The sequence below is a fragment of the Pseudomonas brassicacearum subsp. neoaurantiaca genome, from assembly GCF_013608025.1.
GTDB lineage: Bacteria > Pseudomonadota > Gammaproteobacteria > Pseudomonadales > Pseudomonadaceae > Aquipseudomonas.
Map to the genome: position 1 here is coordinate 40,711 of NZ_VDLV01000004.1, position 20,954 is coordinate 61,664.

The 20,954-nt window shown below is 59.9% G+C and carries 19 protein-coding genes and 1 pseudogene; 14 read left to right on the forward strand and 6 right to left on the reverse strand.

The genetic code is table 11. The features are described 5' to 3' along the window. Positions 1–116 precede the first annotated feature (116 nt). Positions 117–872, reverse strand: coding sequence for a precorrin-6A synthase (deacetylating) (cobF, locus tag FHK92_RS03295; RefSeq protein ID WP_181286810.1), 756 nt, complete (start codon positions 870–872; stop codon positions 117–119). Continuing rightward, complete coding sequence (locus FHK92_RS03300) at positions 873–1,436, reverse strand: histidine phosphatase family protein (protein ID WP_181286811.1); 564 nt, start codon at positions 1,434–1,436, stop codon at positions 873–875. Positions 1,437–1,731: 295 nt separating this feature from the next. On the opposite strand from FHK92_RS03300, the gene FHK92_RS03305 reads away from it, so the two are divergent. The 5 genes and pseudogenes from FHK92_RS03305 to FHK92_RS03325 all read left to right on the forward strand — a co-directional run bounded on the left by FHK92_RS03305 (position 1,732) and on the right by FHK92_RS03325 (position 5,930). Then, positions 1,732–1,935: a hypothetical protein gene (locus tag FHK92_RS03305; RefSeq protein WP_181286812.1), complete on the forward strand. Its 204-nt coding sequence runs from the start codon at positions 1,732–1,734 to the stop codon at positions 1,933–1,935. Beyond that, positions 1,928–2,680, forward strand: coding sequence for an N-formylglutamate amidohydrolase (locus FHK92_RS03310; protein WP_181286813.1), 753 nt, complete (start codon positions 1,928–1,930; stop codon positions 2,678–2,680). The genes FHK92_RS03305 and FHK92_RS03310 overlap by 8 nt, the downstream gene beginning before the upstream one ends. Positions 2,681–2,785: 105 nt before the next feature. Then, positions 2,786–3,802: an arginine N-succinyltransferase gene (locus tag FHK92_RS03315; protein ID WP_181286814.1), complete on the forward strand. Its 1,017-nt coding sequence runs from the start codon at positions 2,786–2,788 to the stop codon at positions 3,800–3,802. Positions 3,803–3,863: 61 nt separating this feature from the next. After that, a pseudogene (gene astA, locus FHK92_RS03320) lies at positions 3,864–4,897 on the forward strand (arginine N-succinyltransferase). Between the two features lie 163 nt (positions 4,898–5,060). After that, the gene (locus FHK92_RS03325; RefSeq protein WP_181286815.1) at positions 5,061–5,930 is read left to right on the forward strand and encodes an isocitrate lyase/PEP mutase family protein; all 870 of its coding nucleotides are present in this window, start codon (positions 5,061–5,063) and stop codon (positions 5,928–5,930) included. Between the two features lie 140 nt (positions 5,931–6,070). Here FHK92_RS03325 and FHK92_RS03330 read toward each other — a convergent pair whose 3' ends face one another. Continuing rightward, positions 6,071–7,300: an acyl-CoA dehydrogenase gene (locus tag FHK92_RS03330; RefSeq protein ID WP_181286816.1), complete on the reverse strand. Its 1,230-nt coding sequence runs from the start codon at positions 7,298–7,300 to the stop codon at positions 6,071–6,073. A gap of 176 nt (positions 7,301–7,476) precedes the next feature. Here FHK92_RS03330 and FHK92_RS03335 point away from each other — a divergent pair, with 176 nt between their 5' ends. The 3 genes from FHK92_RS03335 (at position 7,477) to FHK92_RS03345 (ending at position 10,056) form a co-directional block, all read left to right on the forward strand. Continuing rightward, complete coding sequence (locus FHK92_RS03335; protein WP_181286817.1) at positions 7,477–8,406, forward strand: LysR family transcriptional regulator; 930 nt, start codon at positions 7,477–7,479, stop codon at positions 8,404–8,406. A 193-nt stretch (positions 8,407–8,599) separates the two neighbouring features. Further along, positions 8,600–9,001, forward strand: coding sequence for a MerR family transcriptional regulator (locus FHK92_RS03340; protein WP_030140075.1), 402 nt, complete (start codon positions 8,600–8,602; stop codon positions 8,999–9,001). Positions 9,002–9,156: 155 nt separating this feature from the next. After that, complete coding sequence (locus tag FHK92_RS03345; protein ID WP_181286818.1) at positions 9,157–10,056, forward strand: hydroxymethylglutaryl-CoA lyase; 900 nt, start codon at positions 9,157–9,159, stop codon at positions 10,054–10,056. Positions 10,057–10,424: 368 nt separating this feature from the next. Here the strand turns inward: FHK92_RS03345 and FHK92_RS03350 are convergent, their stop codons facing one another. Next, positions 10,425–10,628 (reverse strand): hypothetical protein, encoded by a 204-nt coding sequence (locus tag FHK92_RS03350; RefSeq protein WP_181286819.1) that lies wholly within the window; start codon positions 10,626–10,628, stop codon positions 10,425–10,427. A gap of 201 nt (positions 10,629–10,829) precedes the next feature. Between FHK92_RS03350 and FHK92_RS03355 the strand changes: the two genes are divergently transcribed. Further along, on the forward strand, positions 10,830–11,870 hold the full coding sequence (locus FHK92_RS03355; protein ID WP_181286820.1) for an isopenicillin N synthase family oxygenase: 1,041 nt from the start codon (positions 10,830–10,832) through the stop codon (positions 11,868–11,870). Between the two features lie 48 nt (positions 11,871–11,918). Here the strand turns inward: FHK92_RS03355 and FHK92_RS03360 are convergent, their stop codons facing one another. Then, positions 11,919–13,613, reverse strand: a complete 1,695-nt coding sequence (locus FHK92_RS03360) for an AMP-binding protein (protein ID WP_181286821.1) — start codon at positions 13,611–13,613, stop codon at positions 11,919–11,921. Positions 13,614–13,801: 188 nt separating this feature from the next. On the opposite strand from FHK92_RS03360, the gene FHK92_RS03365 reads away from it, so the two are divergent. From FHK92_RS03365 to FHK92_RS03380, 4 genes are read left to right on the forward strand one after another with little or no spacing between them, the layout of a single operon-like run. Beyond that, a complete protein-coding gene (locus FHK92_RS03365; protein ID WP_181286822.1) occupies positions 13,802–14,965 on the forward strand; it encodes an isovaleryl-CoA dehydrogenase in 1,164 nt (387 codons plus the stop codon). A gap of 11 nt (positions 14,966–14,976) precedes the next feature. Continuing rightward, positions 14,977–16,584 (forward strand): carboxyl transferase domain-containing protein, encoded by a 1,608-nt coding sequence (locus FHK92_RS03370; RefSeq protein ID WP_181286823.1) that lies wholly within the window; start codon positions 14,977–14,979, stop codon positions 16,582–16,584. Positions 16,585–16,598: 14 nt separating this feature from the next. Then, positions 16,599–17,417, forward strand: a complete 819-nt coding sequence (locus tag FHK92_RS03375; protein WP_181286824.1) for a gamma-carboxygeranoyl-CoA hydratase — start codon at positions 16,599–16,601, stop codon at positions 17,415–17,417. Further along, complete coding sequence (locus FHK92_RS03380) at positions 17,414–19,363, forward strand: acetyl/propionyl/methylcrotonyl-CoA carboxylase subunit alpha (RefSeq protein WP_181286825.1); 1,950 nt, start codon at positions 17,414–17,416, stop codon at positions 19,361–19,363. The genes FHK92_RS03375 and FHK92_RS03380 overlap by 4 nt, the downstream gene beginning before the upstream one ends. 30 nt (positions 19,364–19,393) lie before the next feature. Here the strand turns inward: FHK92_RS03380 and FHK92_RS03385 are convergent, their stop codons facing one another. After that, entirely contained in the window at positions 19,394–20,041 is a 648-nt protein-coding gene (locus tag FHK92_RS03385) for a LexA family protein (RefSeq protein WP_181286826.1), read from the reverse strand. 129 nt (positions 20,042–20,170) lie between these two features. Between FHK92_RS03385 and FHK92_RS03390 the strand changes: the two genes are divergently transcribed. Continuing rightward, positions 20,171–20,512 (forward strand): DUF6124 family protein, encoded by a 342-nt coding sequence (locus FHK92_RS03390; protein WP_181286827.1) that lies wholly within the window; start codon positions 20,171–20,173, stop codon positions 20,510–20,512. Positions 20,513–20,954: the final 442 nt, after the last annotated feature.

Here is a 20,954-nt window from a genome sequence, read left to right on the forward strand (position 1 = left end):
TGCTCCCGCTCGACTGCGAAGCAGGCGCAAGATTAAGCGCATGACTGTCAGATGTCGGGGTTGCTGCGCAACCCAGCGGGAGCGAGCTCCCTCGCCACGGTTGAGTTGTGTCGCTATCAACTCCGGCGCAACAGGTATGTGTCCATGATCCAGCCATGCTCTTTTCGCGCTGCCTTGCGCGTGCGCTCGATATCGTCGGCCACGTCTCCCAACCGTCCGGCGATCAGCCGTTCATCTGGCGTTCCCACATAAGCGCCCCAGTAGATCTGCGTATCGGGATCGCTCACGCACTGGTAGGCATCCCCAGCATCGAGCATCACCACGACGCTGGCCGCGTCGCCCACCTGCCCCGCCGCCAACCGACGTCCGGTGGTGATCTCCAGCGAACCGCCAATCGTGTTCAACGGCACTTTATGCTTCGCCGCAAGAGCCTGGACGCTGGTGATGCCGGGGATCACCTCGAATTCGAAGGCACAGCGCCCCGCGTCGAGAATCGCCTGCAGGATGCGCAAGGTGCTGTCGTACAACGACGGGTCGCCCCACACCAGGAAACCGCCGTGCTGCCCGTCAGACAATTCTTCGTTGATCAATCTTTCAAAGGTGGCTTGCTTCGCCCGGTTCAATGCTTCGACGCTCGCTGTGTAGTCCAGGTCGTCGCGTTGGCGCTCGGGGCTGTAGGCTTCGACGAAACGGTACGTACGACCGACGATGTAGCGTTGACAGATTTCGCGGCGCAGATCCAGCAGCGTCTCCTTGGCGGCCCCCTTGTCCATGAGAAAAAACACATCCACCTGGTTCAAGGCCTTCACCGCCTGCATCGTCAGGTGATCCGGGTCCCCGGCGCCGATGCCTATCACAGACAATTTCTTCATTTACGCGGGTTCCTGCATGCGCAATCGCCAGACTTCGTTGAAGCGCAGGTCGACGACGCCCAGCGGTTCGATGTCGATCCGGTTGAACGTGGCCATGGGACAACCCAGCACATTTACCAGCGCAGCGCGAATCACGAATGGATGGGTCACTGCCAGGTAGTGGCCCGGTGTGTTTTCCAGGGTTGCCAGCCAATCACCGACGCGGCGGCACAGCCGGTTGACCGACTCACCACCATGGGGCGCGGCATCCGGGTCGTCGCGCCAGGTGCTGAGCAGTTGCGGTTCGGTCTTGAGCAACTCATCGACGGACAGACCGCGCCACTGGCCAAAATCGCAATCGGCCAAGGCTTGGATCGGCCGCGGCTCGCCACCCAGCAGCGCGGCGGTCTGGCGCGTTCGCAGCTCCGGCCCGCATAGCAGACGGCGGACGTTCCGGTATTCGCGTCCGATGTCAGGACGCTTCGCCAGCCAGTCGGCATCCAAGGGTTCATCCAAGCCGAAACGCGCTGCTTTCTGAGCGGCGGTACGGCCATGGCACATCAGGGTCAGGCGAGTGGCTTGCACGCGGGATACTCGATTTCGGGAGAGGTCATGGCAGGAACAATCCCTGATTTTCTTGTACAGCACCTTATATGAAATCAAATAACTGAGACAAAGGGGCGTAATTTCCCACACTGAAAAAAGCTCTGCCTGACATACGACGGAGCTACAGCCAAACCCTTGTCCTACAAGGCTTCTGTAGATATTTTCTGGCTTTTTAAACGGAACGTAAAAACCTCTGGACACGTAGCACCTGCTACCCAAATACTATTTTGAGCGTTACCAAAGAATTCGACACTCATCCAGGCAAGGAGCACGGATGCCTCTCTCCAGAGACCAGATCACCGTTCCATGCCTGGTATTGACGCCATCGGAACACCAGGTCATGCGACCGCCGCGCGATTGGGCTGCACTCGAAGTCTTGCCCGGCCTGTTGGCTGGGACCTGGTTCGCCTTGAACGCCCGGACATTGGCCTCGACCCAGACGCAGTCATTTGCCGAGCTTTGTAAACACTATGCGTGAACCCATTGAATGTGCTGAAGCGGGTCTGTACACCAAGCCCGCTTTCCGATTACTGCGGGAAGATTCCGATCATCCGTTAGTGCTGGTTTGCGAACACGCCAGCCGCTTCATCCCAAGCGCGCTGAATGACCTCGGCCTGGATGAAACCGCCGCCCAGGAACACATTGCCTGGGACATCGGTGCCCTGGCCCTGGCTGAACGGCTGTCCGAAACCCTCGGCGCAACCTTGCTTTCAGCCAACTACTCGCGGCTGTTGATCGACCTGAATCGTCCACTTCACGTTGCCGACAGCATCCCGGCCCAAAGTGAGATCTATCAGATTCCCGGCAACCAGTCCCTGGACGACGCTACGCGCGAATACCGCCAACGGTGCCTCTTCCATCCATTTCATGATCAGTTAAAGGCTTTGATCGACCAGCGCCTGGCGGATAAGCGGACCGTGCGAGTAGTGGGCATTCACAGTTTCACACCGGTGTTCTACGGCCAACCGCGCGCCCTCGAGGCCGGGGTTCTGTTTGGCGAAGCCAGGGAATATGCCCAGCGCATCGTCGAAGGGTTGGGACGGCATTCGCTGCGGGCCGCCGGTAATCAACCCTACAAAGTCAGCCCCTTGAGTGACATGACGGTACCGGTGCACGGCGACGGACGCGGCCTCGATTCGGTGCTGATCGAAGTGCGCAATGATCTGCTGCGCAGTCTCGAATCGATACGGACCTGGAGTGCCTATCTCGCACCGCTGCTATGACGCGACGGTGATCAGTTTCAGTTTTCAGCTTCAACGCGTGGACATCGACAGTGATCGTCAAGCCCGGTGCAGGTCATCGGGTTCTCTGGAACAGGAGTGCAATCCATGCTGGCCTTACGTCCAGTTCAGTTATCCGATTTGCCGCAACTGCAGCAACTGGCCCGCGACAGCCTGGTGGGTGTCACTTCGCTTCCAGACGACACCGACCGCCTGCGGGAGAAAATCCTCGGGTCGTGCGCCTCGTTCGAAGCCGACGTGCAGGCACCGGGCGGGGAAAACTATTTCTTTGTCTTGCAGAACCTCGCGTCCGGCCACTTGGTGGGTTGTTCGGAGATCATCGCCAGCACCGGTTGCAACGAACCGTTCTTCAGCCTGCGCCATCGGCCATTTTCCAGCGAGTCCAGGGAACTGAACATCCACCACGGCGTGCCGGCGCTGTCGTTGTGCCAGGACCTCAGTGGCCAGACATTGCTGCGCGGTTTCCACATCGACGCGACTCGCGTGCGCACCCCGGAATCGGAGTTGCTGTCCCGGGCGCGGCTGATGTTCATTGGCGCTCATCCCCGGCGCTTTGCCGAATCGGTCATCACGGAAATCGTCGGCTTCAGCAGTGAAGACGGTCGCTCTCCGTTCTGGGACGCCATCGGCCAGCACTTCTTCGACCTGCCCTACACCGAAGCCGAACGCCTGTGCGGCCTGCAGAGCCGTACCTTCCTTGCTGAATTGATGCCGCAATATCCGATCTATGTGCCGATGTTGCCGGAAGCGGCCCAGGCCTGTATCGGCCGAGTGCACCCCGACGGCCAGGAGGCGTTCGACATACTCGAGCGCGAGGGTTTCGAAACCAACAGCTATGTGGACCTTTTCGACGGTGGGCCGACGTTGCACGGTCGAACCACGAACATTCGCTCGATCGTTGAAAGTCGCTCGGTCATCACCCGGCAAAGCCGAGTAATCGATGCGCGTGGGCGGTATCTCGTGAGCAACGATGGCCTCGCAGGTTATCGGGCCATCATCGCGGACCTGGACGTCAGTGGCGAGGGCCCGGTGGCATTGCACCCTGAGATGCTGGCGGCACTGGGAATTACCGAGGGTGAGCGGATCCGGGTGGTGAGCCTATGACATCGATCAGACTCCATGCCGCCCCTCGACACCGCGCCGGGCATGACGAAGGAGCCGTTTCATGATCGTCCGCCCCGTCGCCCTGACAGATCTGCCTGCATTGTTGGACCTGGCCCGCTGCGCCGGCCCGGGCTTCACCAGCTTGCCGGCGAACGAGGAACGCCTGGCGCATCGCGTGCGCTGGGCGCAACGTACCTTTGCCGGACAGGTTGAAAGGGCTGATGCCGACTACCTGTTCGTGCTTGAGGACGATGATCGACAAGTGGTGGGCATCAGTGCGCTGACCGGGGCCGTCGGGGTTCGTGAACCCTGGTACAACTATCGCGTCGGCGTGACGGTCAGCTCGGCCCCTGAGCTGGGTATCCAGCGGCAGATCCCGACATTGTTCCTCAACAATGAGATGACCGGGCAATCGGAAATCTGCTCGTTGTTCCTGCGGCCCGATCAGCGTCGGGGCCATAATGGCCGGCTGCTGTCCTTGGCGCGCTTGTTGTTCGTCGCCGAGTTCCCCAGCCTGTTTGGCGAAAAGCTGATTGCCGAACTGCGCGGCCACGCCGATGAACAAGGCCGCTCGCCTTTTTGGGACAGCCTGGGAAGGCACTTCTTCCAGAAGGACTTCAGCTACGCCGATCAGCTGTCCGGCATGGGCAACAAATCATTCATCGCCGAATTGATGCCGCGTCAGCCGCTGTACACCTGCCTGCTCACCGAACAAGCCCAGGCCGTGATTGGCAAGGCTCACCCCAACACCGAACCGGCGTTGAAAATCCTCAGTGCCGAGGGTTTCGCCCATAAGGGGTACATTGATATTTTCGACGGCGGCCCGGTCGTCGAGGCGCCGGTGTCGAAGATCCGTAGCGTGCGCGACAGCCAGCCGCTGACGCTGGCGATCGGTACACCGGACGAACAGGCCCCGATCTGGCTGATTCATAACCGACGCCTGGAAAACTGCCGCGTCACCAGCGGCCGCGCCCATCAACACGGCGATAGCCTGCTCGTCGACCGCGTCACCGCCAAACGCCTGCAAGTGCAGCCGGGTGACACCGTGCGCGCCTTAGCATTGCCCGAGCAGGGCAACAAGCGGTTGCAGCGTAACGGTGTGTTACGGGCTTTCCTGCCGGCGGGCTCTGGCCTGATGCCATAACGGCATCGCCTATACGCATTCGTCATCATCTCTGCGCTTGCCACGTGATAGCCTTTGGATCTTTCGGCGTTGACATTTTTGCTCAAGCCCTTCCATTCCATTGGTGGAACTCATATGTCCAGGCTCTCCCATCAAGATTTGCGTCGCAATTTTCGCCAACTGCTGGCTTCCAAGACCTGCTATCACACCGCCTCGGTGTTTGATCCAATGTCGGCGCGCATTGCCGCCGACCTGGGTTTCGAAGTGGGTATCCTGGGAGGCTCGGTGGCGTCGTTGCAGGTATTGGGCGCGCCGGACTTCGCATTGATCACCCTCAGTGAATTTGCCGAGCAGGCGACCCGGATTGGCCGCGTGGCCCAACTGCCGTTCATTGCCGACGCCGACCATGGCTACGGCAACGCACTGAACGTGATGCGTACCATCATCGAACTCGAGCGCGCCGGCGTGGCTGCGCTGACCATCGAAGATACTTTGCTGCCGGCCCAGTTTGGTCGCAAATCCACCGACCTGATCAGCGTGGCCGAAGGCGTCGGCAAGATTCGCGCGGCATTGGAGGCACGGGTCGATTCGGAAATGGCGATCATTGCCCGCACCAATGCCGGGATCCTGCCGGTCCAGGAAATCATCAGCCGCACCCGGCAATACGAACGGGCCGGCGCGGACGGCATCTGCATGGTGGGCGTGCAAGATTTCGAGCATTTGGAGCAGATCAGCGAAAACCTGAATGTCCCCTTGATGCTCGTGACCTATGGCAATCCGTTGCTGCGGGATGATAAACGCCTGGCCGAGCTGGGCGTGCGCGTCACGATCGATGGCCATGGCGCCTATTTCGCCGCGATCAAGGCGACCTATGACAGCCTGCGGGAGCAACGTCAGATCTTCACCCAGGCATCAGACCTGAGCGCCACCGAACTGACCCACACCTACACCCAGCCCGAGGAATATATCCGTTGGGCCGAGGAGTACATGAGCGTCAAGGAGTGAGCTGATTCGCTGCCCAGGCGGCCGCAATCGCGAGCAAGCTCGCTCCCACATAAATGGGTTGTGCCTCAAATATCCGTCTTACCACCGAGCCACTGTGGGAGCGAGCTTGCTCGCGAAAGCGGTGTCAGCGCGAATGAGCTTCAGCGCCCGCTACGCAACATCTCCTTGGGCACATATTTGCCGATCTCGAACTTGCCAATAGCAGCGCGGTGGACTTCATCGGGGCCGTCGGCCAGGCGCAGGGTGCGTTGCATGGCATACATATAGGCCAGGGGGAAATCATTGGAAACTCCCGCGCCGCCATGGACCTGGATCGCCCGGTCGATGACCTTCAAGGCCACGTTTGGCGCAACGACCTTGATCTGGGCGATTTCACTCTTCGCCACTTTATTACCGACGGTATCCATCATGTACGCCGCCTTCAAGGTCAGCAGGCGCGCCATGTCGATTTCCATCCGCGAGTCGGCGATCTTGTCGATATTGCCGCCCAGGCGCGCCAACGGCTTGCCGAAGGCAGTGCGGCTGACGGCGCGCTTGCACATCAATTCCAAGGCGCGCTCCGCCATGCCGATGGAGCGCATGCAATGGTGAATCCGGCCTGGACCAAGACGGCCCTGGGCGATCTCGAAACCGCGTCCCTCGCCCAATAGGACGTTTTCGTACGGTACCCGCACGTTATCGAACAGCACTTCGGCATGACCGTGGGGTGCGTCGTCGTAGCCGAATACCGGCAATGGCCGGACGATTTTTACCCCGGGGGTGTCCACCGGTACCAAGATCATCGAGTGCTGGGCATGGCGTGGCGCGTCGGGGTTGCTCAAGCCCATGAAGATCAGGATCTTGCAGCGCGGATCGCAGGCACCTGAAGTCCACCACTTCTTGCCATTGATGACCCATTGATCACCCTCACGCTCGGCGCGGGCGGCCATGTTGGTAGCGTCCGAAGAGGCGACGTCCGGTTCGGTCATGGCGAAAGCCGAGCGGATCTCGCCGCGCAGCAGCGGCTCAAGCCAGCGTTGCTTTTGTTCTTCGTTGGCGTAGCGCACCAGGACTTCCATGTTGCCGGTGTCCGGCGCCGAGCAGTTGAACGGCTCCGGCCCCAGCAATGAGCGTCCCATGATTTCCGCCAGCGGCGCGTATTCCAGGTTGGTCAGACCGGCGCCCAGTTCGGATTCCGGCAGGAACAGGTTCCACAAGCCCTCGGCTTTTGCCTTGGCCTTGAGTTCTTCCATGATGGCTGTGGGCTGCCAGCGGTCGCCTTCAGCCACCTGCCGCTCGAACACCGCTTCGGCCGGGTAGACGTAGGCATCCATGAACGCCGTGACGCGCTCACGCAGTTCTTGAACCTTGGGGGAGTAGGCAAAATCCATCGGCAGCACCTTCTGGCAGAGGTTGTTTTCAGGTCATGAAAGCGATGCTAGTTCAGCTACGAAAATTTACCTAACCTATTCTCGGCGTGTATTAACATTCATCACCGATATATGGTTCACTGATTTGCATTGCCACCCGGCACCTCATACAAGCCCAAGAATAAGAGTGCAGCGCCATGAATCTGAGCAAGGTCGACCTCAACCTTTTCATTGTCTTCGATGCCATCTACACCGAAGCCAACCTGACCCGCGCCGGGCAGATCGTCGGTATCACTCAGCCGGCCGTGTCCAACGCCTTGGCGCGCTTGCGCGAGACCTTCAACGACCCGCTGTTCGTGCGCACCGCCCAAGGGATGGTGCCCACGCCCATGGCCCAGAATATTATCGGGCCGGTGCGCAACGCCTTGTCGCTGCTACGGGTGTCGGTGCAGGAAAGCCGGATCTTCAATCCGCTGCAAGCCGTCAAGACCTACCGCATCAGCATGACCGACCTCACCGAAGGCGTGATCCTGCCGCCGCTGTTCCAGCGCTTGCGCCGCCTGGCGCCGACGGTGGCCATCGAGAGTTTCCTGTCCAAGCGTCGGGAAACCACCAAGGAACTGGCCGCCGGACGCCTGGACTTCGCGGTCGACGCCCCACTCAACACTGACCCGCAGGTGCGCCACGTCAAGCTGATGGAAGACCGTTACGTGTGCGCCATGCGCAAGGGTCATCCGTTGGCAGGCAAGGAGAAGCTCAGTCTTGACGATTACCTGGCCCAGACCCATGTGCATATTTCCAGTCGCCGCAACGGCCTGGGCTATGTCGATCTGGCCCTCGGTAAAATAGGCATACAGCGCAAGATTGCCCTGCGCTCGCAACACTATTTGATGGCTTCCCAAGTGCTGCAGCAGACCGACATGGTCATGACGGTTCCCGAACGTTTTGCCCGCCGCCACGATCTGCATGCGGTCCACGTGCCCGTCAACGATGTACCGCCGGTGGAGACCCATCTCTACTGGCATGAAAGCACTGACCAGGACCCGGCCAACCGTTGGATGCGCGAACAGATGATCGAGCTGTGCCAGCAGGTGACGGCCCATGAGAAGAAGCTCGATAGGGTCTAGCAGGCCATAAATTGTGGGAGCGAGCTTGCTCGCGATTGCGTCGGCACATCCGATATTTCCCTGGCTGACACACCGCTATCGCGAGCAAGCTCGCTCCCACAGGTCCGCCGGATGTCATGCAGGCGCTCTTATCTTGACGTGAACGTCAACCTGCCCTTAGCTTAGCGCTAATTCTTTCGTTTCGAGCGCTTCCATGAGCAGCCAGACCTACAGCATCTCCGACCTCGCCCGCGAATTGGATATCACCACCCGAGCCATTCGCTTCTACGAAGAACAGGGCCTGTTGAGCCCGGAGCGTCGTGGCCAGGAGCGTGTCTATTCACCGCGGGACAAGGTCAGCCTGAAACTGATCCTGCGAGGCAAGCGCATTGGTTTCTCCCTCGCCGAATGCCGCGAGCTGATCGAACTGTACGACCCCAGCAGCGGCAATCAGAAACAACTCCACAGCATGCTGGCGAAAATCGCCGAGCGCCGTGAGCAGCTCGAACAGCAGCTACTGGATATCGAACAGATGAAGCTGGAGCTCGACACCGCCGAGGAACGCTGCATCCAGGCGCTGGAGCAGACGATCAAGGGCGAGGAAATCGTCCAGTAACACAACAGTAACCCTGTGGGAGCGAGCTTGCTCGCGATGGCGGAGTGTCAGTCAATATCAATTTTGTCAGTTTTACCGCTATCGCGAGCAAGCTCGCTCCCACAAGGGTCCCATCATCGTTCACGATGTTCTGCAACCCACTACAGGTCAACCCCATGTCCCTCCCCTCCTTTGTACGCCTGATCGAAGTCGGCCCGCGCGACGGCCTGCAGAATGAATCGCAACCCATCAGCGTCGCCGACAAGGTGCGCCTGGTGGATGCTCTGGGCGCTGCCGGCCTCGGTTACATCGAAGTCGGCAGCTTTGTCTCGCCTAAATGGGTGCCGCAGATGGCCGGCTCGGCCGAAGTCTTCGCGCAAATCCAGCGCAAGCCCGGCGTGACGTATGGCGCCTTGGCGCCGAACCTGAGGGGTTTTGAAGATGCGCTGGCAGCAGGCGTGAAAGAGGTCGCGGTGTTCGCCGCTGCGTCCGAAGCGTTTTCCCAGCGCAACATCAACTGCACCATCAAGGAAAGCCTGGAGCGCTTCGCTCCGATCATGGAGTCGGCGAAGCGCAACGGTGTCAGCGTACGCGGCTACGTATCGTGTGTGCTGGGTTGCCCTTATGAAGGCGACGTCAAGCCTGAACAAGTGGCCTGGGTCGCCCGGGAGTTGTACGCGATGGGCTGCTATGAAGTATCCCTGGGCGACACCATCGGCACCGGTACCGCCGGCGCGACGCGCAGGATGTTCGAGGTGGTGAGCGCCGACGTGCCTCGGGACAAACTTGCGGGACATTTCCACGACACCTACGGCCAGGCCCTGGCCAATGTCTACGCCAGCCTCCTGGAGGGCATCGCCGTGTTCGACAGTTCCATCGCAGGCCTGGGTGGCTGTCCTTATGCCAAGGGTGCCAGCGGTAACGTCGCGACTGAAGACGTGCTGTACCTGCTCAATGGCCTCGGCATCGAGACCGGCATCGACCTGGACGCGCTCATCGCCGCGGGCCGGCAGATTTGTGACGTGCTCGGCCGTCCGACCGGTTCGCGCGTTGCGAAGGCGCGGCTGGCGCAGTGAGGTGTTACCGCCCCCGTTTGTAACGGGGGTGAAACGAGTAACACGGAAACAATTTGTCAGGGTTTCCAGGAATGAATTTTCCGACAAAAAAATCAAGCCGTTGATTTATATAGGATTTTTAAAGTTGGCACGGCACCTGCTATATCTCTTGCACAACAAGAATAAAAAAAAGCGACAACCCAATAAAAACAAGACGAAACGACTCTGACATAACAAAAACAACACGACAGAGACGTAGCTAACAGATTTTTTTGGAGAAGATGTGCTTTTCAGGGTGCTTTCAGGAGCAACCCGCAACCGGGCAGAGAACAATAAAACTACCTTCAGGTAGCTCCCGAATCGGTTGGATCGCCAGGCGAAAAAGCAGATCAGCGCTCAAAAAAATACGTTTGCTCTTGATCCCGGATGGGGATCGCCAAAAACAGCGGTAAAGGGCCACGGCTGCCAAAAACAACAACAGGCCGCCCCTCAATAATAAAAAAAGAGCACGCGACGACAAAATTAAAGGGGAGCTTCGGCTCCCCTTTGTGCTTTCTGCGTTTTCTCCCGCTTCGCCCAACGATCACGATCACGATCACCCTCGCCTCGGCTTGCCCGATTCCCGTCTATTGCCAATGTTCCGCCGTGGACTTATAAGGGTCGTTCCCTTCCGGGGAAACGACGTACATGAATCCAGGCCTCCCGCGGTTAGCCTGGTGCAGTTCCGTTGATGGTGCTGTTCAACGTCACATCTGTGAATGCACGTCTCTTTAATTATTAAGGAGACGCTCCACATGACCCTTCTACAAACGTTCGAATTACCTGAAGACGTCCATGCCGACCAAGGCAATCTTTGGCTGGGCCAACGGCTCATCCAGGCTTGGCGCAAGGACGGTATTTTCCAGATCAGGACAGAGCCCGCCCAGGACAAGAAAATCCAAGGGGCAATGGCCGCCAGCAAAGCTTTTTTCAAACAATCCGCCCAAGAAAAATCCAGGCACGTCAGCGATCTCAGCTACGCGGGTTACGTCGCGTCGGGGGAGGAAATGACCGCAGGCGAGTTCGACCAGTCGGAAATTTTCACGATCTGCAAGGATTTGCCGCAACACGATGATCGCGTCAAAGGAGGCTGGCCCTGCCATGGCCCGGTGCCTTGGCCCAATGACGCCTACCGCGACAGCATGAACGCCTACCTGGCAGAGCTGGATCTCATCGGAGAAAAGCTACTAAAACTCGTCGCACTTGGCTTGGGGCTGGAAATACACACCCTGACGAATCTGAGTCAGGACGGTTGGCATCATATGCGCGTGTTGCGTTTTCCCAGCGAATCTTCAAAAACCTGCCGGGGCATCGGCGCCCATACTGACTATGGGATGCTGGTGATCGCTACACAGGATGACGTGGGGGGGTTATATATCCGTCCTCCCGTCAAAGGCGAACACCGTAATCGCAACTGGCTCTCGGCGGAAAGTACTGCGGGGCTATTCGAAAATGATGAGCCTTGGACGTTCGTGACACCGCAACCATCAGTGCTGACCGTGTTTCCAGGTGACATCTTGCAATTCATGACCGACGGATATCTGTTATCCACGCCCCACAAGGTCAAGCTCAACACCCGGGAACGTTTTGCCATGGCTTATTTCCACGAGCCAAGCTTCAAGGCCTCGGTGCGGCCATTGCTGAAGGCGGACGATGGCGCACGCATCCACTACGGTGAGCATTTCACGCAAATGTTCATGCGTTGCTACCCGGACCGGGTGACAACCCAACGGATCCATAAAGAAAATCGACTGCGACATCTTGAAGAGATCCGGCTGGCGGATAGGGCCAACTAAAGCGCAAAAGAGCCAATTGTCCCGCCCGTCCATCGAGCGGGACTTTTTTCACTCCGTCTTCGCCAGTTCTTCCATGCTGATTTCACGCATGCGAAATTTCTGGATCTTGCCAGTGACCGTCATCGGGAATTCTTCGACGAATTTGAAATGACGCGGCGTCTTGAAATGGGCGATGCGCTCCTTGCACCAGGCTTGCAGTTCTTGTTCGGTGGCACTGTGGCCGGGATGGAACTTGATCCAGGCGACGATCTCCTCGCCATAACGCGAGCACGGGATACCGATCACCTGCACATCGGCCACTGCGGGATGGGTGAAAAAGAACTCCTCCAGCTCGCGCGGGTAAACATTCTCCCCGCCACGGATGATCATGTCCTTGTTGCGCCCGACGATGCAGACGTAACCCTGCTCGTCCATGGTCGCCAGGTCGCCGGTGTGCATCCAGCCTTGCGGATCGATGGCATCGGCGGTGCCCTTGGGGTTGTTCCAATAGCCGAGCATTACGCTGTAGCCCCGCGTGCATAATTCACCAATGGTCCCGCGGGGAACAATATCGCCCGCCGCGTCGATGATCTTGCTTTCGAGTTGCGGCTGGGTCCGCCCGACGGTGGTCACGCGCAATCCCAGCTCATCCGTGGGACCGGTCTGCAACGACACCGGACTGGTTTCCGTCATGCCATAGGCAATCTGCACCTCAGCCATGTGCATCTCGTTGATGACCCGCCGCATCACCTCGATGGGGCAAGTGGCCCCAGCCATGATTCCGGTGCGCAGGCTGGACAGGTCGAAATCCCCTCGCTGTGGCTGGTCGAGCATGGCGATGAACATCGTGGGAACGCCGTACAGCGCCGTGGCTTTTTCCTCGGCCACGGTCCGCAGGGTCAGCAAGGGATCGAAGGCATCGCTGGGGTAGATCATGGTGCTGGCGTGCGTCACGCACCCCAGGTTGCCCATGACCATGCCGAAGCAGTGATACAGCGGCACCGGGATCACCAGCCGATCGTCAGCGCTCAGGCCGAGACTTTCGCCGACCATGTAACCGTTGTTGAGAATGTTGTGATGGCTGAGGGTCGCGCCCTTGGGAAATCCGGTGGTGCCTGAGGTGTACTGGATATTCACCGGCTGATCGAAATGCAGGCTCCCCTGACGCTCGGCCAATTGCCCTGGCGACACCGCTGCGCCGAGGGCGGCCAACTGCGACCAGGACAAAAAGCCCGAGGGCGGCTGCGGATCAAGGCTGATCACGCCGCGCAGGTCTGGCAGGCGCTCGCTTCGCAATTGCCCGATCGCTTGCTCTGCCAACTCCGGCGCCAGCGCTTGCAGCATGGCGTGGTAATCCGAGGTCTTGAACGCTCCCGCGCACACCAGCCATTGGCAACCGGATTGCTTCAGCACGTACTCGAGTTCAGAGGCGCGATACGCGGGATTGATGTTGACCAGGATCACCCCGATCTTCGCGCTCGCGAACTGAGTGATGCACCATTGCGCGCAATTCGGCGCCCAGATGCCGAGGCGGTCGCCGGTCTGCAGGCCCAGCGCCAGGAAGGCCCGGGCATGCAGGTCGACCGCTTCGGCCAGTTCACGCCAGCTGTAGCGCAGCGACTGGTGGCGAACCACCAGCGCCTCGCCGTCAGGGAATTGGGCGACAGTCTGGTCGAACGCCTGGCCGATGGTCTGCGCGAGCAAGGCCTTGGCCTGGGAGCCGCGGGTGTAGCTGAGTTGCGGGTGAGAACAGGGTTGATCCATGACGCGCCCTCTTTTGTCTTTATTAGTGGGGTATCGGTGAATCTCATGCAGAAGCGGCCTTACTCTCGCCTAAGTTGACGTTAACGTAAAGAGCGATTGACAGCCATTCATCACAAGCTTACGTTAACGTAAAGGTGAGAGCCGCCATGCCGCTCCCCGCACCCGACAAAAAATCCAAAAGGTGTCCCATGAGCTACCCATCCCTGAATTTTGCCCTCGGCGAAACCATCGACATGTTGCGCGACCAAGTGCAGTCCTTCGTCAAGGCAGAACTGGCGCCGCGGGCGGCACAGATCGACATCGACAACCTGTTCCCCGCCGACATGTGGCGCAAGTTCGGTGACATGGGCCTGCTGGGCATCACCGTCCCCGAAGAATACGGCGGCGCCGGCCTGGGCTATCTGGCCCATGTCGTGACCATGGAAGAAATCAGTCGCGGCTCGGCCTCGGTCGCCCTCTCCTACGGCGCCCACTCCAACCTGTGCGTCAATCAGATCAACCGCAACGGCACCCATGAGCAGAAGAACAAATACCTGCCCAAGCTGATCAGCGGCGAGCATATCGGCGCCCTTGCCATGAGCGAACCGAACGCCGGCTCCGACGTGGTTTCGATGAAGCTTCGGGCCGACAAGCGTGGCAACCACTACGTGCTCAACGGCAGCAAGACCTGGATCACCAACGGTCCTGACGCGAACACCTACGTGATCTACGCCAAGACCGACCTGGAAAAAGGCGCCCACGGCATCACCGCGTTCATCGTCGAGCGCGATTGGAAAGGTTTCAGCCGCAGCAACAAGTTCGACAAGCTCGGCATGCGCGGCTCGAACACGTGCGAGTTGTTTTTCGATGACGTCGAAGTGCCTGAGGAAAATATCCTCGGCGTGCTCAACGGCGGCGTGAAAGTGTTGATGAGCGGCCTCGACTACGAGCGCGTGGTCTTGTCCGGCGGCCCGACCGGCATCATGCAGGCGTGCATGGACTTGATCGTCCCGTACATCCACGACCGCAAGCAGTTCGGCCAGAGCATCGGCGAATTCCAGCTGATCCAGGGCAAAGTCGCTGACATGTATACCCAGCTCAACGCCAGTCGCGCCTATCTGTACGCAGTGGCCCAGGCCTGCGAGCGCGGCGAAACCACCCGCAAGGACGCCGCCGGGGTGATCCTCTACAGCGCCGAGCGCGCCACGCAAATGGCGCTGGATGCGATCCAGATATTGGGCGGCAATGGCTACATCAACGAATTCCCGGCTGGCCGTCTCTTGCGTGACGCCAAGCTGTACGAAATCGGCGCCGGCACCAGTGAGATCCGTCGGATGCTGATTGGCCGCGAACTGTTCAACGAAACCCGCTAACGGAGCTGACCATGGCCACGCTGCATACTCAGCTCAACGCTCGCTCGCCGGAGTTCATCGCCAACCGCGATGCGATGCTCGGACAAGTCGAGGCCCTGCGCACCTTGCTCGCCCATGTCCAGCAAGGCGGCGGGCCCAAGGCCCAGGAGCGGCACACGTCCCGGGGCAAACTGTTGCCGCGCGAACGCATCAATCGCTTGTTGGACCCTGGTTCGCCGTTCTTGGAAATCAGCCCGCTGGCGGCTTACGAAGTCTATGGAGAAGATGTTCCGGCGGCCGGCGTGATCGCCGGCATCGGTCGCGTGGAAGGTGTCGAGTGCATGATCGTCGCCAACGACGCGACGGTCAAAGGAGGCTCGTATTATCCGCTGACGGTAAAAAAACACCTGCGCGCCCAGGCCATCGCCCAACAGAACCGCCTTCCCTGTATCTACCTGGTGGATTCCGGTGGCGCCAACCTGCCACGCCAGGACGAAGTGTTTCCCGACCGCGAGCATTTTGGCCGGATATTTTTCAACCAGGCCAACATGAGTGCCCAGGGCATCCCGCAGATTGCCGTGGTCATGGGCTCCTGCACTGCCGGTGGCGCCTACGTACCGGCGATGGCGGACGAGGCGATCATGGTCCGCCAGCAGGCGACGATCTTTCTCGCCGGCCCGCCTTTGGTAAAAGCCGCCACTGGCGAAGTGGTCAGCGCCGAGGATCTGGGCGGCGCCGATGTGCACTGCAAAATCTCCGGCGTGGCTGACCATTACGCCGACAGCGATGAACACGCCCTGGCATTGGCCCGCCGCAGCGTTGCCAACCTCAACTGGCGCAAACTCGGCGAGCTGCAGCAGCGTGCGCCCGTCGCCCCGCTGTACACGGGCGACGAACTGTACGGCGTGGTTTCGGCCGACGCCAAACAGCCGTTCGACGTGCGGGAAGTCATCGCACGCCTCGTCGACGGCTCGGTATTCGATGAATTCAAGGCGCTCTTCGGAACGACCCTGGTGTGCGGCTTCGCCCATCTGCACGGTTACCCGATCGCCATCCTCGCCAACAACGGCATCCTGTTCGCCGAGGCTGCGCAGAAAGGCGCGCACTTTATCGAACTGGCGTGCCAGCGTGGGATTCCCCTGCTGTTCCTGCAAAACATCACCGGTTTCATGGTCGGCCAGAAATACGAAGCCGGCGGCATCGCCAAGCATGGTGCGAAACTGGTGACCGCCGTGGCTTGCGCCCGGGTACCGAAATTCACCGTAATCATCGGAGGCAGTTTCGGCGCGGGCAATTACGGCATGTGCGGTCGCGCCTACGATCCACGGTTCCTGTGGATGTGGCCGAATGCCCGGATCGGCGTGATGGGCGCCGAACAAGCCGCCGGCGTGCTGGTGCAGGTCAAGCGCGAACAGGCCGAACGCAGCGGTCAGCCGTTCAGCGCCAGCCAGGAGGCCGAGATCAAGCAACCGATTCTCGATCAATACGAAGAACAGGGGCACCCCTATTATTCCAGCGCGCGGCTGTGGGACGACGGCGTCATCGACCCGGCGCAGACCCGCGACGTATTGGGCCTGGCCTTGTCCGCGTCGCTGAACGCGCCCATCGAATCGAGCCGCTTCGGCGTGTTCAGGATGTAATCGGGAAAATGCCCATGACTCAGTACAACACCCTCGAATTGCACACCGACCCACGCGGCTTTGCCACGTTGTGGCTCAGCCGCGAGTCAAAGAACAACGCGTTCAACGCCGAGATGATCCGCGAGCTGATCCTCGCCCTGGACGAGGTCGGCAGCGATTCGACCTTGCGTTTCCTGTTGCTCCGTGGCCGTGGCAAACACTTCAGCGCCGGCGCCGACCTGGCCTGGATGCAACAGTCCGCCGAGCTCGACTACCACACGAACCTGGACGACGCCCGGGAACTGGCGGAGCTGATGTACAACCTCGCCAAACTGAAGATTCCTACATTGGCTGTGGTCCAAGGTGCCGCATTTGGCGGTGCACTGGGCCTGATCAGTGCCTGCGATATGGCCATTGGGGCCGACGAAGCACAGTTCTGTCTGTCCGAAGTACGGATTGGCCTGGCGCCTGCGGTGATCAGCCCGTTCGTGGTGCAGGCCATTGGCGAGCGCGCGGCGCGACGCTACGCCCTGACCGCGGAGCGTTTCAGCGGACAACGTGCGAAAGAGATTGGACTGCTGTCGGAAAGTTACCCGGCCGAGGCGTTGGACGATCAACTCGGGCAATGGATCGACAATCTGCTGCTCAACAGTCCGGCGGCCATGCGTGCCAGCAAGGAACTGCTCCGTGAGGTCGGCAACGGTGCACTCACCCCGGCGTTGCGGCGCTACACCGAGAACGCCATCGCCCGGATACGCGTCAGCCCTGAAGGCCAGGAGGGCTTGCGAGCTTTCCTGCAAAAACGACCGCCGAACTGGCAAGCCGAATCAGATAACAAGGAGCCGCGTCGATGAGCGCCCCTGCCCTTACCTCTTTATTGGTGGCCAACCGCGGTGAAATCGCCTGCCGCGTCATGCGCACCGCCAAGGCCATGGGCCTGATCACCGTAGCCGTGCACAGCGCCACGGACCGTAACGCGCGTCATTGCCGTGAGGCCGATATCTGCGTCGACCTGGGCGGCAGCAAGGCGGCCGACAGTTACCTGCAAATCGACAAACTGATCGCCGCGGCCCAGGCCAGCGGTGCCCAGGCGATTCATCCTGGCTACGGTTTCCTTTCCGAGAATGCCGGGTTCGCCAGGGCCATCGAAAAAGCCGGGCTGATTTTCCTAGGCCCCCCTGCCTCGGCCATCGACGCCATGGGCAGCAAATCCGCCGCCAAGGCCTTGATGGAAACCGCTGGCGTGCCGTTGGTGCCCGGCTACCACGGTGAAGCCCAGGATCTGGAAACCTTCCGCGCAGCCGCCGAGCGCATTGGCTACCCGGTGTTGCTCAAGGCAACGGCGGGCGGCGGCGGCAAGGGAATGAAGGTAGTAGAAGACGTCAGCCAACTGGCCGAAGCCTTGGCTTCGGCACAGCGTGAGGGGCAATCGTCGTTCGGCGATGCGCGCATGCTGGTGGAGAAATACCTGCTCAAGCCACGCCACGTGGAAATCCAGGTGTTCGCCGACCAGCATGGCAACTGCCTGTACCTCAACGAGCGGGACTGCTCGATCCAGCGTCGCCATCAAAAGGTCGTCGAAGAAGCGCCTGCGCCCGGCCTCAGCCCGGAACTGCGCCGGGCGATGGGCGAAGCCGCCGTGCGTGCGGCCCAGGCGATCGGCTATGTCGGCGCGGGCACGGTGGAGTTCCTGCTGGACTCGCGGGGTGAGTTTTTCTTCATGGAAATGAATACTCGGCTGCAGGTCGAGCATCCGGTCACTGAAGCGATCACTGGACTGGACCTGGTGGCCTGGCAGATCCGCGTCGCCCTTGGCGAGCCGTTGCCCATCACTCAGGACCAAGTGCCACTGCGCGGCCATGCCATCGAAGTACGGCTCTATGCCGAAGACCCGGCGAATGATTTCCTCCCCGCCACCGGGCGCCTGACGTTGTACCGCGAATCTGCTGGAGGCGAAGGTCGGCGAGTCGACAGCGGCGTTGAAGAAGGCGACGAGATTTCGTCTTTCTACGACCCGATGCTTGGCAAGCTGATCGCCTGGGGCGAAAACCGCGAGCAGGCCCGTTTGCGCCTGTTGGCGATGCTGGACGAGTTTGCCATTGGCGGCCTGAAGACCAATATCGGTTTTCTGCGGCGCATCGTCGCTCACCCGGCGTTTGCCGCAGCGGAGCTGGACACTGGATTTATCCCACGCTACCAGGCGCAACTGCTGCCCGAGCCAGGTGAATTGGATGACGACTTCTGGCACGCGGCGGCCCAAGCCTTCGCCTTGAGCCTCCAGCCGCAGGTCCGCGCCGATGACCTGAACTCTCCCTGGAGCAATACCGGTGGGCTGCGCCTCGGACTGCCACAGGAAATAACCTTGCATCTGATCTGTGACGGTCAGGATCGCGCGGTGACGTTGGGCAATGTCCCCCTGTTTGCTGAGCTCAAAGGCGAGCACCTTATGATCGAGCGTAATGGCGTACGTCGCGGCCACCGGGTGATTCGCCAGGGCGACAGCGTCTACCTGCAATGGCAGGGCGATCTGCACCGAGTCGAGTCATACGACCCGTTGGCCGCCGCCGAGGCCAGTCACAACCCGCACGGCGGCCTGGTTGCGCCCATGAACGGCAGCATCGTTCGAGTGTTGGTAAGTACCGGCCAGACGGTGGAAGCCGGTGCACAGCTCGTTGTGCTGGAGGCCATGAAAATGGAGCACAGCATCCGTGCGCCCAAGGCCGGCGTGGTCACAGAGTTGTATTGCCAGGAAGGTGAGATGGTCAGCGAGGGCAGCGTGCTGGTGGCGCTGGAAGAATAGGCATCGGCCCGTTGTCCGGGCCGATTCGGTTCAGAACCTGATGGTTGCCTGCACGACCACGCCGATGATTCGGCATTGCTCGGTGTACAAGCTTTTCGGGTAAGTAGGATTGAGCGGAACCAGGTAATGCTGACCGCTCTCTTCGATCAGTTTGCGAAAGGTCGCATCGCTGCTGCCAGGCAATTGGGCGATCACCAGTTTACCGGGCACCGCCTCGATCGCCGGGTCAACCAGGATCGACATGCCCTCGGGAATACTGAGCCCGCTTGGCGCGGTCATCGCATCCCCCACGACCACCAGCCAGAACGCATCTCCCTGGGCATGGTAGTCCGTCAACTCATAGCGCGACGGCCCATAATCAACGAAATCGCCTTCACGAACGGTGCCGATGTCGTGCCATTCGCTGATGGGGTAGCGAAAGTACGGATTGTACTTCCGCGCCAGGGCCATGCCCTCGTCCGTGGAGGTGTCCGGCTCGCGGATCACCATGGCCACTTCGAGAAACTCGAGCCCCAGTTCCTTCAGCACCCGGTTCATATCTCCAAGACTGGGCTGCCGGCGCTTGGTCAGCCAGTGACCGATACCGCCTTGTGACATTCCCAAACGCTCTGCAAGCACCACCTGAGTGATGTGCAGCTCCTTCATCTTGGCCTTGACCAACTCTATCCATTTATCCATGAGCGGCACGATACGTGGATGACCACGCCCATCAAAACACAAATTGTAGTATTTAAATTGTCGTCACAATTACGCTGCGTACTAAGCTGGGAACACAGGATTTCATACTCACACGGAGAAACTCGACAAATGGACACGCCCAACAAAAACGAACCCGTCACTTCCCTGGACGCGGCATTCCCATCGTTTCAGGATTGTCCGGCGGCCCAACGCGCCTTGGACTACTACTTGAAACCAAGTGTTGCAGCAGCCCAGGCCGAGCACCGCTTTTTCGACGTGAACCGCAACATCAGCGGCGAGGAAGCCTTGGTCCACGCTTGCGATCTGCTGCGCTGCGCTGCGGCCACTGCCCACGAATCTGCCAATCGACTGAACGGTTCGAACCGTGACCTGGCATTTTCTGTCGTGCACATGATTGATCTGGTCAAGGTCATGCTCGACCGATCCCTTGACGGCTACCCTGCTCGCTAGGCATCGCGCGAGGGAATGGCGCCACGAATGCGGGCCAGGGGAAATAATTTTCCAATCGGTGCGATAAAATCATTTGACTTGCAAATGATAATGATTATTATTGCAACAACTGGTCGCGAGATCAGTCGATAGGCCAGGAGACCTTAGGTCGGACTTCTGGCATATCTCCTCATCAGGCTAATCACGGTTTTTGACCCGGCTTTTTGCCGGGTCTTTTTTTTGCCGTTTTTCGGCTTATGGCTTCAGGCTAATGAAGTCTTTTGGAAGGTGCTGATTTCAATGTTGGCGATGATAGCAAATGCCCATCCGCCTGCAAAAGTCCCGGCGCCATCCCGCTGACAAACCCGCGACAGGCAGCACTTGAGAATCGGCGAACAAGACTCTACTCTGCTTCTGCGTCCAGGGAGGGCGCCCCCTTTTTTCATCAGTGCAAATCGTCCCG

Coding starts and splice junctions, on each gene's coding strand:
- FHK92_RS03375 (WP_181286824.1), top strand. CDS start 16,599: ATGACTCAGTACAACACCCTCGAATTGCACACCGACCCACGCGGCTTT.
- FHK92_RS03355 (WP_181286820.1), top strand. CDS start 10,830: ATGACCCTTCTACAAACGTTCGAATTACCTGAAGACGTCCATGCCGAC.
- FHK92_RS03340 (WP_030140075.1), top strand. CDS start 8,600: ATGAGCAGCCAGACCTACAGCATCTCCGACCTCGCCCGCGAATTGGAT.
- FHK92_RS03330 (WP_181286816.1), bottom strand. CDS start 7,300: ATGGATTTTGCCTACTCCCCCAAGGTTCAAGAACTGCGTGAGCGCGTC.
- FHK92_RS03315 (WP_181286814.1), top strand. CDS start 2,786: ATGCTGGCCTTACGTCCAGTTCAGTTATCCGATTTGCCGCAACTGCAG.
- FHK92_RS03335 (WP_181286817.1), top strand. CDS start 7,477: ATGAATCTGAGCAAGGTCGACCTCAACCTTTTCATTGTCTTCGATGCC.
- FHK92_RS03310 (WP_181286813.1), top strand. CDS start 1,928: ATGCGTGAACCCATTGAATGTGCTGAAGCGGGTCTGTACACCAAGCCC.
- FHK92_RS03385 (WP_181286826.1), bottom strand. CDS start 20,041: ATGGATAAATGGATAGAGTTGGTCAAGGCCAAGATGAAGGAGCTGCAC.
- FHK92_RS03380 (WP_181286825.1), top strand. CDS start 17,414: ATGAGCGCCCCTGCCCTTACCTCTTTATTGGTGGCCAACCGCGGTGAA.
- FHK92_RS03370 (WP_181286823.1), top strand. CDS start 14,977: ATGGCCACGCTGCATACTCAGCTCAACGCTCGCTCGCCGGAGTTCATC.
- FHK92_RS03365 (WP_181286822.1), top strand. CDS start 13,802: ATGAGCTACCCATCCCTGAATTTTGCCCTCGGCGAAACCATCGACATG.
- FHK92_RS03305 (WP_181286812.1), top strand. CDS start 1,732: ATGCCTCTCTCCAGAGACCAGATCACCGTTCCATGCCTGGTATTGACG.
- FHK92_RS03360 (WP_181286821.1), bottom strand. CDS start 13,613: ATGGATCAACCCTGTTCTCACCCGCAACTCAGCTACACCCGCGGCTCC.
- cobF (WP_181286810.1), bottom strand. CDS start 872: ATGAAGAAATTGTCTGTGATAGGCATCGGCGCCGGGGACCCGGATCAC.
- FHK92_RS03345 (WP_181286818.1), top strand. CDS start 9,157: ATGTCCCTCCCCTCCTTTGTACGCCTGATCGAAGTCGGCCCGCGCGAC.
- FHK92_RS03390 (WP_181286827.1), top strand. CDS start 20,171: ATGGACACGCCCAACAAAAACGAACCCGTCACTTCCCTGGACGCGGCA.
- FHK92_RS03325 (WP_181286815.1), top strand. CDS start 5,061: ATGTCCAGGCTCTCCCATCAAGATTTGCGTCGCAATTTTCGCCAACTG.